The sequence below is a fragment of the Psychrobacter sp. TS_SC_6 genome, assembly GCF_056156305.1.
The window spans coordinates 1009500-1027090 of sequence record NZ_CM149590.1 but is presented as its reverse complement, the minus strand read 5'-3'; the positions used below and the strand labels follow the sequence as shown (position 1 = coordinate 1027090).

Below are 17591 nucleotides of genomic sequence, written 5' to 3'. Positions count from 1 at the left end.
GCTTCCCTGCTACTTCGCCAGTAACTGACCTAATAACTGGCGACAGCGCTCAATCACTGGCGCATCGACCATTTGGCCTTCTATTTTAAACACCGCCTGCCCGCTTCTTTCATACTCGTCGACCACACGCTGAGCAAATAGTAATTCTTCTTCGGTCGGTTGTAGAGATTGCTTAACAGTTGCTACTTGCTTTGGATGGATACAAAGCATGCCGGACATGCCTATTTGCGACCATAATTGCACTCGCTCAGTTAGCCCTTTTTCATCATTAAAATCAGGATAAACGGTATCGATAGGCGCTGATAGCTGATGTACTTTTGAAGTTAGAATCAATTGATAGCGGATTTGATTGGCGACGATATCGGCAGCTTTCGTGCCTACTTGTACGCACAAATCATTGCATAAGTCTAAGAAGCCATAACTGAACGCGGCAAGTCCCTTGGCTTTTGCCATGCTATCTATTTGGTATAAACCTATAGCGCTTTCTATTAACGCAATGACAGGCAGACCTGTATGCTGATGCACAAAGTCAATATCTGTTGCTTGCTCAGCTTTGGCCAGTAGCACGCCTGCCAGCTTCGGCAGCTGCTGACATAATGCCACGTCTTTTTTATATTCATCACTACCCGCTTTATTTATGCGTAGCCAAATCGGCCGATAATCCTGACTATTATAATAAACTTGTAAGTCTTTGCGAGCTTGCACCTTGTCCGTTGTAGCAACCGCATCTTCTAAATCCACAATCACTGCATCTGTCCCACTGGCAAAGGCTTTTGCTACTCTGTCAATGCGAGTAGCTGGAACGAATAACCATGTCTTGATATTGGTAAAATGCTTAATAATAGATGCTTGCATGCTTTACTCCTTCCTTAAATACTATTACTTCAAACACTGTTACTTAAAATATTAGTAATTACTATAACCAAATAAAAAACCGTCTGCCATTTATAAGCATACGGTTTTAGAAATGACCATACTTTTAGACGGCGAACAGCTGACTAAGCCAACATCCCACCATCAACGACTATAGTAGCACCTGTAGTATAGCTTGAAGCATCAGACACTAGGTACAATACTGTGCCAGCCATCTCGTCAGGATTAGCCACACGCCCTAGCGGAATAGCATGTAATGCCATCTTTAAGACTTTATCATTGGTGGTCAATGCTGAGGCAAACTTGGTATCGGTTAAACCCGGCAATAACGCATTGACACGAATATTTAGTGGGCCACACTCTTTGGCAAAGGCTTTAGTCATGCTAATGACCGCTGCTTTGGTGATTGAGTAAATCCCTTGCTTATCACCCGCAACTAAGCCATTAACGGATGCTGTGTTCAAAATCACTCCGCCGCCCTGCTCGCGCATCATCTTGCCAGCTGCTGTCGACATAAAGAAATAGCCGCGAATATTAACTTCGACGGTCTTGTCAAAAGCCGCCAAATCCGTGTCCAAGATATGCCCATAATAAGGATTTGCGGCGGCATTATTGACCAAGATATCAATTTGACCAAACTCACTTTTGATATGCTCAAAGATAGCAGCGATTTGCTCCATGTCTCCTACATGACAAGCAAACGCACTGGCTTTATAACCGTCAGCGATAATACTATCCGCAACGGCTTGGCACGCATCAATTTTGCGACTTGAAACGATCACGTGTGCGCCTCTTGAAGCCAGTAGACGAGCGATAGACTCACCAATACCGCGACTGGCACCCGTTACCAACGCAATCTTACCCGTTAAATCAAATAAATCTTTCATGATAACTCCTTATGCTTTTTTAAATTAGCAGTACTGGACAAAAATTGCGCAGCCTTTGGAGTGCAAAGCACACAGCAAGGAAAACTTTACCAGCACCGCCAAACTTAATATCAATCGTTTTAAGAAAATATATTAAGCCAGCTAAGCCAACATGCCACCGTCTAGCGTAAAGGCATGACCATTCATAAAGCTGCTCTCGTCGCTGGCAAGCCATGCAATCGCGCCAGACACTTCATCGACTTCTCCTAATCGGCGCAACGGACTGGCTTTGATGGTGGCTTGCTGCGCGCGCTCGTTCATATTTGCCATGGTATTGCGTACCATTGGTGTATCGATAAAGCTTGGACAAACAGCATTAAAGCGAATGTTTACGCGAGCGTATTCATGAGCGGCCGACTTGGTCAGACCCATCACCCCATGTTTAGCCGCACTATAAGCTGATAACAAAGGCGCGGAACGCAGACCTGCGATAGACGCCACATTAATCACATGACCACCGCCATTGGTTGCCATACAAGCGACGGCGGCACGCATACAGTGCCAAACCCCTTTTAAATTGACCGCGATATTGCGATCAAAATCATCATCACTCAGCTCATGCATGGGTGCCGGCTGATGATCGATACCAGCATTGTTTACCACCACATCTAGGCCGCCCAATATCTCCATAGCAAACGCAAACAACGCGCGCACTTCATCGCCACTGGTCACGTCTACTTTTTTGAAGGTAATACTGTTGCCTGCATCTTGACCTTGCTGAGCGACAGCTGCGCCCATTTCTTCTGCCAAGTCACCAATCACGACTTTTGCACCGCGACTTGCTAGGAGCAGTGCGCTGGCGGCACCGATGCCTGACGCACCGCCTGTGATTAAGATGCGTTTACCAGTTACGTTTGAAGCCGTCACATTTTTTAGTTTGCTTGACTCAAGTCCATTTGTATTCAGCGTCATGATTTATCCCTCTACCTTAAGTACCAGTTTGCCGAAATTTTCACCTTTAAAGAGCATCATAAGCGTATCAGGGAATGTCTCGATACCCTCAACGATATGGTCTTTCACTTTGATATCGCCAGACTGAATCCAGCCTGCAATTTCTTTCATCGCGATTGGGTATTCTTTGATATTATCAAACACCACGATGCCTTCCATACGCGCACGATTGACCAAGAGTGACAGATAGTTCGATGGGCCTTTTACTGCCTGAGTGTTGTTATATTGGCTGATTGCGCCGCAAATGACGATACGCGCGCGCAGATTGATCTGAGTTAGCACGTCATTTAAGATATCACCGCCCACGTTGTCAAAGTAGACATCGACGCCATTAGGACAGGTTTGCTTGAGGGCTTTTTTTACGTCTTCGTTTTTATAATCGATGGTCGCATCAAATCCAAGCTCATCGATTAAGAATTTGCATTTCTCAGCACCGCCTGCGATACCGACAACGCGGCAGCCTTTGATTTTGGCGATTTGACCGACCAAACCACCAACGGCACCCGCAGCGCCTGATACCACAACAGTCTCGCCCGATTTTGGTTGACCTGTCTTTAATAGACCAAAATAGCCTGTCATTCCCGGCATACCTAAGACGCCTAAGTAATAAGACAAGGGTGCTAAGTTTGGATCGACTTTATACAGTCCTGTCCCATCACTAACGGCATATGACTGTACGCCATTGTGACCAGCCACATAGTCGCCGACGGCAAATTTCTCATGCTTACTTTCAATCACTTCGCCCACGGTGCCAGCGCGCATAACATCGCCAATCTGTACAGGTTCGATGTAGGATTTGGCATCATTCAACCAACCACGCATCGCTGGATCCATGGAAATATATTCGATTTTAATCAGTAGCTCACCGTCTGTAATGCTCGGTAATTCTGACTCGGTATACTCCCACGTGTCAGCGCTTGGTTCGCCAACAGGTCTTGCTTTAAGTCGCCATTGCTTATTCATCGTTGTCATTTTTCTTTCCTTAGCGTTGTTGTTAGAACCACTCAGCTTGCATGTCTGTGCAAACCGAGTTGCTGTTGGTGAGTAATTCAATATCGCGGTTGATTAACGGTAATTCCCAATCGATAAAGTACTTTGCGGCTTGTATTTTGCCTTTATAGAAGTTTTGCTGCTCAGTATCTTGCGTGGTACTTAGTAGCTGCTCGGCTTTGCTGGCTTGACGAATCCAAATCCAGCTCACGACTATCGAGGCAAATATATTCATCAATGCCTGCGCGTTACCCGTGAGCGTCACGGCTTTTTCTGTTTGCAAAACTTTGCTTAAATGCACCAATACTTCATGCAGATGCGCCATATAAGGCGTTAATTTACCCGCAAGCTCTGCGCTCTCAGGCGTAGTGATGTCTTTTAGATCTTGCGTGATTTCTCGTTTCAAAATCTGAATGCCCAGACCCTTGTTTTGCCATAACTTACGAAATGACAAATCTAGCGCCTGTACGCCATTTGTGCCTTCATGGATGGGATTTAGACGATTGTCACGCCAAAACTGCTCGGCATGATACTCACGCGTATAACCCGCACCGCCCAAGACTTGAATACCCAAATCATTGGCTTTAGGTCCATATTCAGACGGCCATGCTTTTAATACGGGTGTGAGTAAATCTAATAGTTCTGACAGCTCATTTTTTAGGGTGGCGTCGTCACAAGTATTGATACGATCAATCAGGTTTGAGCCGTATAAACAAAGCGAGATTCCGCCCTCAGCATAGGCTTTTTGTGCCAACAGCATACGCTTGACATCGCCGTGTTGGATAATGGCAGTAGCGGCATCTTCAGGTTTGTTGTTGGGTGCGATACGACCTTGCGTTCGGTCTTTGGCATAATCGAGCGAATACTGATAGCCACGATAGCCAATCATTGCCGCGCCAAAGCCCACTGCAATACGCGCCTCATTCATCATCTTAAACATATAGCGCAAACCAAAATTCGCCTCCCCGATCAGATAACCATGACAGTCGCCTGCATCACCGAAGCTAAGTGCCGTAGAAGTCGCGCCGCGATAGCCCAGTTTATGAATGAGACCCGTTAAATGCACGTCATTACGCTCGCCAACCGATAGGTCTTCGTTTAAGCGATATTTTGGTACAGCAAATAGAGAAATACCTTTGACACCACTAGGGCCACCTGGGATTTTGGCCAATACAAGATGAACGATATTAGCAGACAGCTCATGGTCGCCCGCTGAGATATAAATCTTACTGCCTTTGACTCGATATGAGCCGTCGTCTTGTTGCACGGCGGTGGTCTTAATATCAGCAAGTGACGAGCCAGCGTGCGGCTCTGTCAATGCCATCGTTCCTGTAAATTCACCCGTCAGCATACGCGGCATAAAGGCATTTTTAATCTCATCATTGGCAAAATGTGAGATAACATTAATCGCGGCAGTGGTCAAAAATGGATAAGCGGTGGTGGATGGATTGGCCGCCATAAAATAGCCTGCCACGGCGGTCATGACGGTTTCAGGCAGCTGCATACCGCCGTCTTCGAAACGATAACGACCAGCGATAAAGCCCGACTCGCGAAAGGCATCAAAGGCGACTTTTACCTCGTCTATCATGCTGACTTTTTTGCCATCAAACTGTGGCTCGTTCTTATCTGCTAGATGGTTATGCGGCAAGAATAAATTGGTCGCGATTTTATTGGCGGTATCCAATACTGCATCGAAAGTTTCGCGGCTATGTTCTGCAAACTTCGGATGCTCGGTTAAATTTTTAGTGCCCAATACATCATATAATTGAAACGGTAATTCAAAGTCATGGATAAGTGTATCTGCTGCCATAGTATTCTCGCTAGTATTCTCATTAACAAATAAAAATTGGTTATCAATAGATACTAAGCCAATTTCACGCGATGTCGTATTGTCATTTATGACATAATTATGGTCAAATGAGACATACATAATACTTATTCTTAGAAAAATTAGATGAAAAACGTTATTTTCAATAAGCGTTCCTAAAGGAAATTACACAATCATGCCCTACTTCAAACCTTTTAAAGTGATTATTGTTGGCTTCGATGGCGTGCTCGGTAGTGTACTCGCTGGGGCGCTAGATTTATTTTCATTTACTGGCGTCAGCTGGCAACGATTTTTGAATGAGGAAGTAGAACCTAGATTTAATGTGCAGATTGCCAGTCTTGGCGGTGTAGATATCAGATGCAGCAACCGCTTAATTATGCGAGCGCATTGCGATATTCAGGAAGTCATAGAGTGCGACTTACTATTGATCCCAACGATTGGCGATTCAATTGATAAAGTATTGAGTCAAAATAGCGATTTAATTCCACACATCAAGCGACTGGCGAATACTAAAGCGGACATCGCCAGCAACTGTAGTGGTGCGTTCTTTTTAGCAAAAGCAGGTCTGCTCGATGGTAAAGTAGCGACAACTCATTGGGGCTATGCCAGTAAGTTTAAGGCAGACTTTCCACTCGTTGACTTACAAGAAAATCAGTTCGTGACCCAATCAGACAATATATTTTGTGCAGCAGGTGGTAGCGCGTTTTATGACTTGGGATTGCTGTTGATAGAGCGTTATTGCGGGCGTGAGATTTCTACTCAAGTGGCAAAAACCCAAATTATTGATAGTAAAAGAGGCAATCAAAACAGCTATACCAATGTGACATTGCATAAGCCACATTCAGATCAGCTGGTGCAGCAAGTACAAGAGTTTATCGAGGAAAAATTCAAACAACCTATTCAAGTTAGCGGCTTGGCAGCCATGGTAAATATCACCCCACGCACCTTAAATAGACGCTTTCAATCTTGCGTGGCTATGCGTCCGATTGAGTATATTCAAGCAGTCAGAATTGAGCAGGCAAAGCGCTTACTGGAATTGGGCGATGTGACGATTAAATCACTCGCTGAGCAGGTTGGCTATGATGATATCTCATCATTTACTAGGCTTTTTAAACGCGCCACTGAGCTGACCCCAAAAGAATATCAGGATAAATTTTCACGCTTAGCGATTTAACTTTATAGTAGATGTCTTTTGAAAGTAATACGTTGCTGTAGCAAATTCATCACAGCAACAATTTTATATAATTAATTCGATATAAAAACGATACAGCGAGACGAAAAGTTGTTTTTCGCAGCATCTGTCGGCGTAGGCACAGCACGCAAGAAAAACAACTTTTCATTGAGCGACTTGATAGTTACGTATCTGATTTATTTAGATTCGACTATAGACCTAAATTTTATTGCCACAAGCCTTCGACATGGATGGCATCGGCTTTAATCGTTGGATAATCGCTAAATGCCAATTGATAGCCACCGACTTTATCTGGACTAATCTGACACATCGCGCCCAGCGGAAAGCTGTGCTTTGCCCCAATATGACCAAAGCGCATACCGCTATAAATCGGTAACCCTGTCAGCTTATGCAGTTGACGAATCACGGTGGCGACATCATAACGCTTATCATAGCTATCTTCACCGCTACCTGATAACGCACCAAACACGATGGCTTGCTGACCTTTAAACACGCCTGCTAAATACAAATCGTACAGCATACGTTCAATACGATAGGCTTGCTCGCCGACGTCTTCTAAAAATACGATACCGCCAGCAATCCGTGGCAAATACTCACTGCCTGCCAGCGCTGACACCACACTCAGATTACCACCCCACATAGTGCCAGTTATCGTTTTTGGCTCAGAACTTGCTAAGATACTGGGTAAATTTGGACTGGTTAACGACGCATCTGGTATGTTGATAGCCAGATTTAGATTGGTTAATGCTTGGGCAAATTGTCGACAGCTGACTTGGTCGGGTTTGGTTTTGCCAAACTCGCTATAGAGCATCGGAGCCGCAAGCGAGCTCATATCCCCTTTTGCCAATAATGCGCACTGAATAGCAGTTACATCACTAAAACCTGCGAGTATCGTGCCACGCTCCTTCATAATGCGTCCCAGCGTTGACCAATCAACCATTGGTAATAGGCGCACAGCACCATAGCCACCGCGTACACCAAGTAGCAGCTTTGGCGCTTTGATCGCACCCGTGGCGATATTTTGCAGATCACTGGCTCTTTGCGAATCGGTACCTGCAAAGCGCAGATACTGCCGAGTGGTGATCAACGGATTATTGACCTTAAAACCTGCACAAGCCAAGCGGTCTAATGCCAGCTGGTTCCGCTCGTTACTACCACCGACATTGGAGCTGGCAAAAAGCCGCGTCTCAATACTTGAGTTGACACAGTAGGTGTTCGATTGCCGCGTCTCAGACGATACGTTTTGTGCTGCTTGTTGCGGTGTCAACGCCGTTGGTAGATCATCTTTGGTAAGCTGCGTACTTTTATCTTGCTGAATAGCATTGGCGGCTAGCGCCTGAGTCATGCTTTGGGTTGCTAATAATCCTGCCCCTGCACTGATTCCGACTTGACATAAAAATTGGCGACGATTAAGTCCAGAAGATATCTTGATCATTATTTTACCTTTTGTACTATTCAGTTAATACTTGTTTAACAGGGATACTTATTTACCATTGATGGTTTAAATGCACGTGATTTCATACAACATGCGCTAGGCCTTTATCTTTGAAACATTGCATTATAACGGAAGTTGGGACGGCAATTTGGTTTAAGATTGTCTAGGGCAGCTCAACCCATTGTTATGCTAGTCAACAAAACAATACAGAATCACCCATCGTCTTATTTGGATGAAGTCGCTACTCTTGTTATAGTAAAGAGCAATTAATCGCAACAAAATATAAATATATACTGACACAAAAGGATCATAAGCATGGCTGACAAAGAGAAAGAGAATAAAAGCCTTATGGATAGCATTAGACACATCTTGGGTAAAGAAGACAAAATAAAAGACCAACTTGAAAACGGTCGCGGTCTTGAGCGTTATACCAAGGATTTACTATTGCTCATGAGCTTGGTCAAAGATTACTATCAAGGCAACTATCGTAATATCCCTTATAAAACCATTTCCGCAGCAGTGGTTGGTCTACTCTATGTTATAAACCCTATTGATCTTATTCCAGACTTTATCCCCTTTATCGGTCAAATCGATGATGCGTTGGTGCTAAAATTTTGTCTAAAGCTCATGGAAAAGGATTTATTAAAATACAAAACTTGGAAAAACGAACAAACTGCATCTGACAATAAAGACTCAAAGCCTACTAGGGCGTGTTGAACATTCATAATTTGAGCCAAATATAAGCACAAGCGAGCGCCACCGTATTCTCATAACTCTGCTTGAGCTTATCAAATCTAGTGGCAACCGCCCTATACTGCTTTAGCTTAGCAAAGGCATTTTCTACTAAGTGGCGTACTTTATACAAGTCCCAGTCCATATGATCATTAGAGGACTTCGTGTTTGATCTTCTAGGGATGTTATCATGCGTCCCTGCTTGTTCAATATGGGCTCGTAGTGCATCAGAATCATAGCCTTTATCGGCACATAAAACCTCTGTATCGCTTAAATCTATCTTGTCTATTAAATCAGGTGCGACCTTAACATCATGGGTGGTACCATCTGATAAAATAAAGGTCAGTGGATTGCCATGAGCATCAACGGCTAAGTGAATCTTGGTCGCGCGTCCTGCCACACTTTTACTAATGGCTTGGGTGTTCTCATTACCACCACTACTGTGCTGATGCGCTTTGATATGAGTACCATCAATAAATACCCATTCACAGTCAGCGTCTTTGATTAATAAAGCAAACAGCGCAATCAGCTTATTACTCTTAAACCAGCGCTGGTAAGCTTTGTATATTGTATTAGGCTTGCCAAAGTAAGCTGGCAGATCCCGCCAAGGACAGCCAACACGCATACGATAAAGCACGCCTTCAACTGTATTTCTAAGATTTTCTTTGTCATAGATCTTAAGTTCTAGTAAGATAGGTTTCAGTCTTGTCCAGTGTTCATCTTTGAGCATAGTGCGAGGCATAGCGAACGATATCTTTTTTGTGTCAGAACTTAAAGATTAACCGTTCGCTATTTTTTTTGCCATCAATTTCTATCCAATGTTCAACACGCCCTAATAAAAAGCTCGAAGATAAAAATAAAAGTACGGCAAAAGCAGATAAAGACGAAGAGTCTAAAGCGGAAGACAATAAGGCAGATATTAAGAAGTCATAGCTACTTAGTTATAGTGAGTTAAATATAAAAAAGATCCATTATTTATCATCGACTATGGTAGAAATTATAATAGCTGTGAGAAAGACACAGTCAATGAGGTGTTCATTGACTGTGTCTTGGCATGAGAATAACTCTATCTTTATGGATTTTCCTTGTCCTCTAAACCATTAATCCGGCACATCATAACGAGCCTTTTCGGGATTAAGACCAAACGAATAGACAAAGGTCGCCACGAGACTGTTTATGATAATAAATGGTACATCAATGCTGGCATGCCCAAGTACGTAGCGACCGATTAGCCATGAGACCGTCAGCATAATAATAAAGAACCCGCCTAAATACGCTAAGATGGCGGGATGCTTAAGATTATAAGGCTGCTCGGGTTCAGGTTTTTTGTCCAGTATATAAGTTCTTATTGCCCAACCAGCTGCATAAGAAAAACCACCTAACACCACATAACTAAAAAAATTCATATTGCCTAACTCTAATGATCTAACGGTTTATAACAGCGAATATCTAAGGCGTGTTGTTAAATACTTTCATTAACGTTATCGATAACGATATTGGCATGCGGGTTGGCTAAAATATCAGTATTAACGTCATCACATTCGACTCGGTAAATAGTGTTTGCCCCTTTATAGATATAAGACAAGTACTCACTATCCAGTAGCGGATCGATATTGGCATAAACAGGCTTAACATGCGCCAGCACTAGCACCCTATCCGGACGACCAATCACCGCATCGACATTCTCAGGGTCGATAGAGAAAAACTTTGGTACATCGCTGTTCTTAATTACCTCTAATGGCTCAGCATCATCCCAAACACGCTTGGCACTTGCAGGCTCTTTCATCTGCATGACCCAAGCATCGTCTTGTTTACTGACTTTTATTTGCGCAGGCTCATCATGACTGACGGTGTAACATCCCTCAAATATAGATAAATCTGCTACCTTCTCAACCTTTTTGGTATCCGCTTGGGTATTACTATCATTACAAGCGCTCAAAAGCAGCATACTGCTCGCAGCCATCGCAATCATAAAATGGCTAAGGTCTTTAGAAGAAGGTTTTGAGGCTGACATCATAGGGTAATCCTGCATTCGAGCATTGAAAGCTTTGGTTAAGCAAATTATAGTTACTGTCTGGCTAGACATATCTTTACAACCGCTCTATTTTAACAGAAAACGTTAGGCTTACTATTAGGATATCTGTTTTTGGTTTTTTGTGCATGGCAATTGCCCCTATTAACGCTGGATTTGTTATACTCGATTCCAACATAGGTAGCTGAAATTAGCCTCCAATATATCAGTGAAATCGCTTCGCCATATCCTGTATTTATTCTCTATTAGGTCAGTAAATTTTTATGTCAGAAAATCGCAGCGCAGCGCAGCCATTTAACACCATTAATGCCATAAATCCATTGGCTGCCAAAGCAGATACTACGGTTGCTTACACAGATGGCGCGTGTAAAGGCAATCCTGGTGCTGGTGGTTGGGGCGCTCATCTGATATTTAGCGACGGACGGACACAGGATTTTTATGGCGGTGATAAAGAAACCACCAATAATCGTATGGAATTGATGGGTGCGATACAAGCATTGACCCATAGTCCGCATGAGCAGAGACTCGAGATTTGGACAGACTCCAGTTATGTCAAAAAAGGCATCACTGAGTGGATTGGAGGTTGGAAAAAAAGAGGCTGGAAAACGGCCGGTAAAAAACCCGTCGCCAATCAAGATCTATGGCAGCGACTCGATGAGCTCTGTCAGCGACGCGACGTTGATTGGCATTGGGTAAAAGGTCATGCTGGACATGCTGGCAATGAAAAAGCGGATGAGCTTGCAAACCTAGGTGTGACCTCACGTAGTGAAGATTGGATAACAGACGGTCAAGATAGTACTAAAAAAAAAGAGCCAATAATGGCTGATAAACAGCCAGCAAGCAGCGATGATTGGCTAAATTTTGATCCATTAGGTTTTGATATGATGGATGATGAGCTTGATGCCGAGGTACTAGATAATCAAAGTTATAATGACAATGTAATAAATACTCATGCTTTAGCTGAAGAAAATATTAGTTCGTACAATGCCACCAATTCAATGAGTGCTATAGAAATGCCAGACGCCCAGACGCCTTTGATTGACACAAGCATCAATAACCATACGTCCAACATGGTTGCTAATGTTGAAGCAGATACCCAAAAATTCGATGGTGATACCAGCCGCGCCAATCCATATTTTATACCGCTGCTACCCAAGCCAATCCATCGTCATGAATCTGATCGTCAGCTCATCATGGATACGGAGACCACCGGTCTTGATCCGCTAAAAGGCGACCGCATTATCGAAGTCGGTATTGTAGAGATGATCGGACGTAAGTTCACCGGCGAAAAGCTCCACGTCTATATCAACCCACAGCGCGGTATGGATGAAGAAGTTATTCGAATTCACGGTATTTCTGAAGCGTTTCTAATGGACAAACCAACCTTTGACCAAGTCGCGCAGTCGCTCTATGACTTTATGGATGGTGCAGAAATCATCGCTCATAATGCCTCGTTTGATATGAACTTCTTAAATATGGAGTTTGCCAAAGTTGGCATGCATGACTTTGCTGAGCGAGTAAAAGTGACCGACTCGCTGGTCATGGCAAAGCAGCAGTATCCTGGACAGAAAAATACTCTTGATGCTCTCGTACGTCGTTTAGACGTGGGCAAGCAAGACCGTACCTTTCACGGGGCATTACTAGATTCAGAGATTTTAGCAGAAGTATATTTGGCGATGACTGGCGGACAAGTAACGCTAGGCATTGAGGATGACGCGCAAGCGGATGGCGGACACACAGCCCATGCTAGCTTTGACAATTTAGCGGCTTTATTGCTTGAGTCAAGTACTGATGAGGGCGCCAATCAAAGCTGGTATGCGTCGCTCGCAGAAGATTATCCTGAGCTGAAAGCCAAAATGTAACAGGCATCAAAATCGCTTCTTATATTGGCAATTAGAGAATACAGTCTTGATTATTATAACGATAAAAAGTAAACCCTTATCTAGCGCTATTTTTAATTTACTCTCTAACTATTTGCTATTTTCGTCAGTATCTTATGGAAAAACCAATTATGAACCACTCTACGCAAATAAAATTAACCGCGCCAACGCTTAGTGTTACTGACTTTAATTTGCCATCGCTGCACTTATTGCATGATGAGGTCAATGTCATACTTAAAGATACTGAGATTCATTTGGGCGAATTTAATGACGACAATAGCCAAGCGCCATTATTATTAGACTCTATTATTGTATTAAAGCAGCTTTCTTGTATTTTTGAGCTGATATCTTTGGTGGGTGCAGAGGCACTCAATAATGCGATTGTACACGGGTTGCAACAGCTTTATGACAGTGGCGACAATAGTGATATTGACTTAATCATGGATCTGTCCGAAGCGATTATGACGCTTGATCGTTATGTTGAATTTGTGCTACTGACTGAGTCGGTAGAGCCTGCTTTATTACTACCTATTATTAATAAGCTGAATGCTCATAGCCAAATAGCACCTATTGCTTCTGATTATTTTTCTATTTTTGGCAATAGTAGCGTCATTATCGCCAATCCTGAAAAGAATTTTCAGCCGCTACATGAGCTCAACCTTGATCAAGAGCTACTGACCTATGCTTATCGTAGCGGGCTTGGCGTTACTTTGATCAATAGGGATGGCAACATCACTCAAGATGATCAGCAAAAGCTGGATGCTATGTCAGCTGCCTGTGCTTTGATAGCGAAAAATACCAGCAGTCTATTCTGGCAAGCAGCGTCCGCTGCGGTCAGTGATATCGCAGCCATCCTGCCGCTTAATGTCAGTCAAAAACACACGCTTATTTATGTTGAGCAGCAATTCCAAAGCTATTTACCTATTATGGATACGCGTTTTGCTGATTTGGTCAGTTTTGCCGGACAACGTGATACTGAAGCGGCAAAAGTACTGCGCGATCAATACGCCGCCAACCGCTTAGAAGATACACAACGCCAGCAGATGGAGCGCTTCTTGTTTGGTCCAAACCGTGAGCTGACGGATACTTTGAATATCATTATCCAGACTCAAATCAATACGATTAAAGAAAATGTCGACAGCTATGCCCGTGGTGACTCAATCAATCCAGTCGATATGCAGACCTCGCAAATTATTGAAGAACTCACTACTTTAAGCTCTTCCTTACATCTGCTCGGTCTATCTAATGCCGCCAATAGCCTGATTAAAGCGGCAGAAGCCGTCAGCACATGGCGCTCGCCTACTCCAGAAGATTTTGATCATTTACTATTGGCACTCATGCATGCAGAAAACGCGACCATCGCCATGGCTGAGATGCATACTCCAGGTGCAATTTATCTGCCGTTGAATAATCCTCATATCTCACTACATCAGTTGAATACCGCTTATGATACCTTGATAGAGGAGAGTCGTACGGCAATTGCCAGTGCTGAACAAGCAATCAACGACTACCTTGCGGAGCCTGAGCGCGATATTCTTAATATTCAAAATACCCCTGAGATGTTGCGTCAAGTGAGCGGTGCGGTGCGCTTTTTACAATTGCCAACGCCTGCCAGTATGCTCAGTCAATTGGCAAATTATTTACAGCAACGTATTAATACTGGTCATGGCATCGATGATGGCACCTTAGCTTATATTGCTGATGTTATTATGGCAGTTGACCATCATCTAGACGGCTTCGAGAACAATCGCCCTGTCAGCAAACAAGCATTGGATGTTGGGCAGCATAGCTTAAGCCAACTGCTTGCCGCTTAATTATTTATTTAAATTTTTATACAAAGACAAGCTGATATGAGCTTGTCTTTGACTGTTTGGAAACCTATATGATAATCCACGCCTTTGTCCTATCTGATGAAACGATCTTATGTCGTCAAACGCCTAATGGCTGGTGGCCGTTACAGGTTGAGCTAGCACACTCTGATGTCAGTAGTGAGCAAGCTTATCAATTAGGACAAGTTACATTGTTTGATAGCGTAGCGCCCAATAGCTGGCTGCCGAATGATGTAGATGATACTGATAACGCTAATGCTGTCACTGTACAAGCAAGCCGCGCTATCACTTATGATTATGCCATAGCACATAATATCGCCTTGCCCAGTATTTTAGACAGTGATGGATTAACAAGTAGTGACTTAGATAGCAGTGACTTAGATAGTAGTGACTTAGATAGTAGCGTTATTAGCAATATAGAAAACAGCATTAACACTTTTGTACCTTATCGACAGCTTATCACGCATCTGCCCATAGCATTAGCTGCTCAGCTTAGCCAAGCCATACAACTATTTCGTTGGCAGGCAGATACACGGTTTTGTAGTCGCTGCGCGGCACGCACTGTAGCTGCCAAATGCGGTGAGCGTGCTATGGTTTGTGACGTTTGTCGATTGCGTCAGTATCCACGTGTACAGCCCTGCGTAATTACCGCCATTACTCGACCCAACCCGCAAACGGGTGAAATGCAAATTTTATTGGCTCATCATCATCGTTACGGTCAGCAAAAAACAGTTTCTCATTTATTACAGTCGCCCCAACCGTTACTATACGGTTTGATTGCAGGCTTTGTAGAAGTCGGTGAAAGCCTAGAGCATGCTGTGGTACGCGAAGTGGCAGAAGAAGTGGGTCTTAGATTGTCCGATATTCGTTATGTGAAGAGTCAACCATGGCCGTTTCCGTCTAATTTGATGTTGGGTTTTCGAGCATCTTATGCAGCTGGCGATATCGTTATACAAGAAGATGAGCTATCACATGCAGATTTTTTTGATCTATCAAAGCTGCCAAAAATTCCCTTTAAGGGTAGCATTGCTTATGAGCTGATTGCGCAAATTGCCAATGAGCAAGGTATTTTGCTTTAATCCATCATATCAACGCCTTATTCAGCATTTATCCATATCACTATTATCCTATTTATTTTAATATCAGCATCTAGCACTGATATAAAGGTTTTACATTAAATGCAAAGCACCATGACCATGAATAAAAACAGCAATCATATCCGTTTAACCAATCTGCCAATCTTGTTCGATTCGCTGAAGATAGAAACATTGCCTGCTGATGTTCAGGAAAAAATTGCGCGCATTGATGCCAGCCTACCGCAAACACAGTGCGGTCTGTGCGACCATGCTGATGGTTGCTTACCTTATGCGGTCGCTATCGTGATGGATGGTGAGTCACATAATAAATGTGTACCGGGTGGTCAGCCAGTGGCAGATACTATCGCACAGATTATCGATACTGATATGCCAACACTAAGCGCTGAACCTTCAAAATGGCCATTAGATGGTACTTCTCAGCGGCCTGTTGAAGTGCGTGCTGTCATCCGTGAAGATGATTGTATTGGCTGTACCAAATGTATTCCCGCCTGCCCTGTTGATGCCATCGTTGGTACTGGCAAGCATATGCATACTATTTTTACAGATTTATGCACAGGCTGTGAGCTATGTATCGCGCCATGCCCTGTTGACTGCATCGATTTGGTCACGGTTGAGCGTACGCTTTCGACACCTGAGCGTACCCTTGAGCAAGAGGATTTGAGACAGCGTTATCATACCCATTTAAATCGTGTCAGCAAGCAACTTGCGGATAGCAGCAATAGTAGACCCGTGGTCAGCATGGTGGAGGCAAAACTGAATAATGCCGCCAGTCAGTCGTTAAATATCAGTGAAGCTCAAGCAAAAAACACCATTGCAGCGGCAAAGCTGCGCAGTAAAATTAAAAAGTTAGAAAAGCAGCTTAGCGTACGTCCCAATGACAGCAAACAAGCAGAGCTTGCTGCATTGCAAACAGAGCTTTCACAACTTTAATAGCCAATACCTCCTTTGAATAACCAATGAACAAAATAATGGTAAAAATACCATGAATAAAACTGTCAAACACAAAACAGCTGATACTCCGCCATCGAGAAGAATGCCCAATCGTGATGTGCGTCCATTTTTTGAGAAGCTGGCGGCGACGATTGATGAGCCAGTGACTGAGCTGAATTATAAGAGTAATTTTGAGCTACTTATTGCCGTCATATTATCAGCGCAGGCAACGGATGTGAGCGTCAATATTGCCACCCAGCAATTGTATCCAATAGCGAATACACCTGAGGCGATATTGGCACTGGGCGAAGACGGTTTAAAGGCGTACATCAAAAATATCGGCTTATACAATGCCAAAGCCAAAAACGTCATCAAAACCTGCCGTGATTTGATCGAAAAATTTGACAGCACCGTCCCTGACAATCGCAAAGATTTAGAATCATTAGCCGGTGTTGGTCGAAAAACTGCCAATGTGGTCTTAAACACCGCCTTTGGTCAACCAACCATGGCAGTCGATACGCATATCTTTCGCGTGGGCAATCGTACAGGACTTGCTACTGGCAAAAACGTATTAATCGTTGAAAATAAACTAATCGAACGTATTCCAGACGACCTCATTGTTGATGCCCATCACTACCTCATTTTGCACGGACGTTATACTTGTCAAGCTCGTACCCCAAAATGCGGCGCTTGTCCGGTTTATGATGAATGTATGTTTAAAGATAAAGCAGTATTTTTAGAGTTGTGATATGAGCAGATGATAATGATCGCAAAGCCTATCGATCAATATACTTATGCTAAATTATAATAATGTCATGATTGAGCATTACTTATAATAGAACGAGTGCAGCTCACTAGAGTTTTATTGCGTTTCGAGTTAGAATAAGCGTATTTTT

Annotated in this window: 17 protein-coding genes; 8 read left to right on the top strand and 9 right to left on the bottom strand. The window is 43.5% G+C overall.

The genetic code is table 11. The features are described 5' to 3' along the window. Nucleotides 1–9 precede the first annotated feature (9 nt). From AC0J5Y_RS04480 to AC0J5Y_RS04460, 5 genes are all read right to left on the bottom strand, one after another. Nucleotides 10–855 (bottom strand): HpcH/HpaI aldolase/citrate lyase family protein, encoded by an 846-nt coding sequence (locus tag AC0J5Y_RS04480; protein WP_475131712.1) that lies wholly within the window; start codon nt 853–855, stop codon nt 10–12. Between the two features lie 143 nt (nt 856–998). Next, entirely contained in the window at nt 999–1760 is a 762-nt protein-coding gene (locus AC0J5Y_RS04475; RefSeq protein WP_475131711.1) for an SDR family oxidoreductase, read from the bottom strand. Between the two features lie 141 nt (nt 1761–1901). Beyond that, nucleotides 1902–2711 (bottom strand): SDR family NAD(P)-dependent oxidoreductase, encoded by an 810-nt coding sequence (locus tag AC0J5Y_RS04470; protein WP_475131710.1) that lies wholly within the window; start codon nt 2709–2711, stop codon nt 1902–1904. Nucleotides 2712–2714: 3 nt separating this feature from the next. After that, nucleotides 2715–3722, bottom strand: a complete 1008-nt coding sequence (locus AC0J5Y_RS04465) for an NADP-dependent oxidoreductase (RefSeq protein WP_475131709.1) — start codon at nt 3720–3722, stop codon at nt 2715–2717. A 22-nt stretch (nt 3723–3744) separates the two neighbouring features. Then, nucleotides 3745–5550 carry an acyl-CoA dehydrogenase gene (locus AC0J5Y_RS04460; protein WP_475132078.1) on the bottom strand — a complete coding sequence of 602 codons (1806 nt, stop codon included), beginning with the start codon at nt 5548–5550 and terminating at the stop codon, nt 3745–3747. Nucleotides 5551–5743: 193 nt separating this feature from the next. On the opposite strand from AC0J5Y_RS04460, the gene AC0J5Y_RS04455 reads away from it, so the two are divergent. Continuing rightward, entirely contained in the window at nt 5744–6742 is a 999-nt protein-coding gene (locus AC0J5Y_RS04455; protein WP_475131708.1) for a GlxA family transcriptional regulator, read from the top strand. Between the two features lie 223 nt (nt 6743–6965). Here the strand turns inward: AC0J5Y_RS04455 and AC0J5Y_RS04450 are convergent, their stop codons facing one another. After that, complete coding sequence (locus AC0J5Y_RS04450; RefSeq protein WP_475131707.1) at nt 6966–8195, bottom strand: LD-carboxypeptidase; 1230 nt, start codon at nt 8193–8195, stop codon at nt 6966–6968. A gap of 315 nt (nt 8196–8510) precedes the next feature. Between AC0J5Y_RS04450 and AC0J5Y_RS04445 the strand changes: the two genes are divergently transcribed. Further along, entirely contained in the window at nt 8511–8912 is a 402-nt protein-coding gene (locus AC0J5Y_RS04445) for a YkvA family protein (protein WP_475131706.1), read from the top strand. Between the two features lie 4 nt (nt 8913–8916). Here AC0J5Y_RS04445 and AC0J5Y_RS04440 read toward each other — a convergent pair whose 3' ends face one another. Further along, complete coding sequence (locus AC0J5Y_RS04440) at nt 8917–9669, bottom strand: IS5 family transposase (RefSeq protein ID WP_475130150.1); 753 nt, start codon at nt 9667–9669, stop codon at nt 8917–8919. A gap of 17 nt (nt 9670–9686) precedes the next feature. On the opposite strand from AC0J5Y_RS04440, the gene AC0J5Y_RS04435 reads away from it, so the two are divergent. After that, entirely contained in the window at nt 9687–9860 is a 174-nt protein-coding gene (locus AC0J5Y_RS04435) for a hypothetical protein (RefSeq protein WP_475131705.1), read from the top strand. 167 nt (nt 9861–10027) lie between these two features. On the opposite strand, the gene AC0J5Y_RS04430 is transcribed toward AC0J5Y_RS04435, so the two are convergent. After that, the gene (locus AC0J5Y_RS04430) at nt 10028–10333 is read right to left on the bottom strand and encodes a hypothetical protein (RefSeq protein ID WP_475131704.1); all 306 of its coding nucleotides are present in this window, start codon (nt 10331–10333) and stop codon (nt 10028–10030) included. Between the two features lie 56 nt (nt 10334–10389). Continuing rightward, a complete protein-coding gene (locus AC0J5Y_RS04425) occupies nt 10390–10944 on the bottom strand; it encodes a hypothetical protein (RefSeq protein WP_475131703.1) in 555 nt (184 codons plus the stop codon). Nucleotides 10945–11222: 278 nt separating this feature from the next. Between AC0J5Y_RS04425 and dnaQ the strand changes: the two genes are divergently transcribed. The 5 genes from dnaQ (at nt 11223) to nth (ending at nt 17443) form a co-directional block, all read left to right on the top strand. Continuing rightward, entirely contained in the window at nt 11223–12821 is a 1599-nt protein-coding gene (gene dnaQ, locus AC0J5Y_RS04420) for a DNA polymerase III subunit epsilon (protein WP_475131702.1), read from the top strand. Between the two features lie 149 nt (nt 12822–12970). Beyond that, complete coding sequence (locus AC0J5Y_RS04415) at nt 12971–14653, top strand: hypothetical protein (protein WP_475131700.1); 1683 nt, start codon at nt 12971–12973, stop codon at nt 14651–14653. Between the two features lie 68 nt (nt 14654–14721). Then, nucleotides 14722–15747 (top strand): NAD(+) diphosphatase, encoded by a 1026-nt coding sequence (gene nudC, locus AC0J5Y_RS04410; RefSeq protein ID WP_475131699.1) that lies wholly within the window; start codon nt 14722–14724, stop codon nt 15745–15747. Between the two features lie 99 nt (nt 15748–15846). After that, complete coding sequence (locus tag AC0J5Y_RS04405; protein ID WP_475131698.1) at nt 15847–16695, top strand: RnfABCDGE type electron transport complex subunit B; 849 nt, start codon at nt 15847–15849, stop codon at nt 16693–16695. A 52-nt stretch (nt 16696–16747) separates the two neighbouring features. Further along, on the top strand, nt 16748–17443 hold the full coding sequence (gene nth, locus AC0J5Y_RS04400) for an endonuclease III (RefSeq protein ID WP_475131697.1): 696 nt from the start codon (nt 16748–16750) through the stop codon (nt 17441–17443). Nucleotides 17444–17591 lie beyond the last annotated feature (148 nt).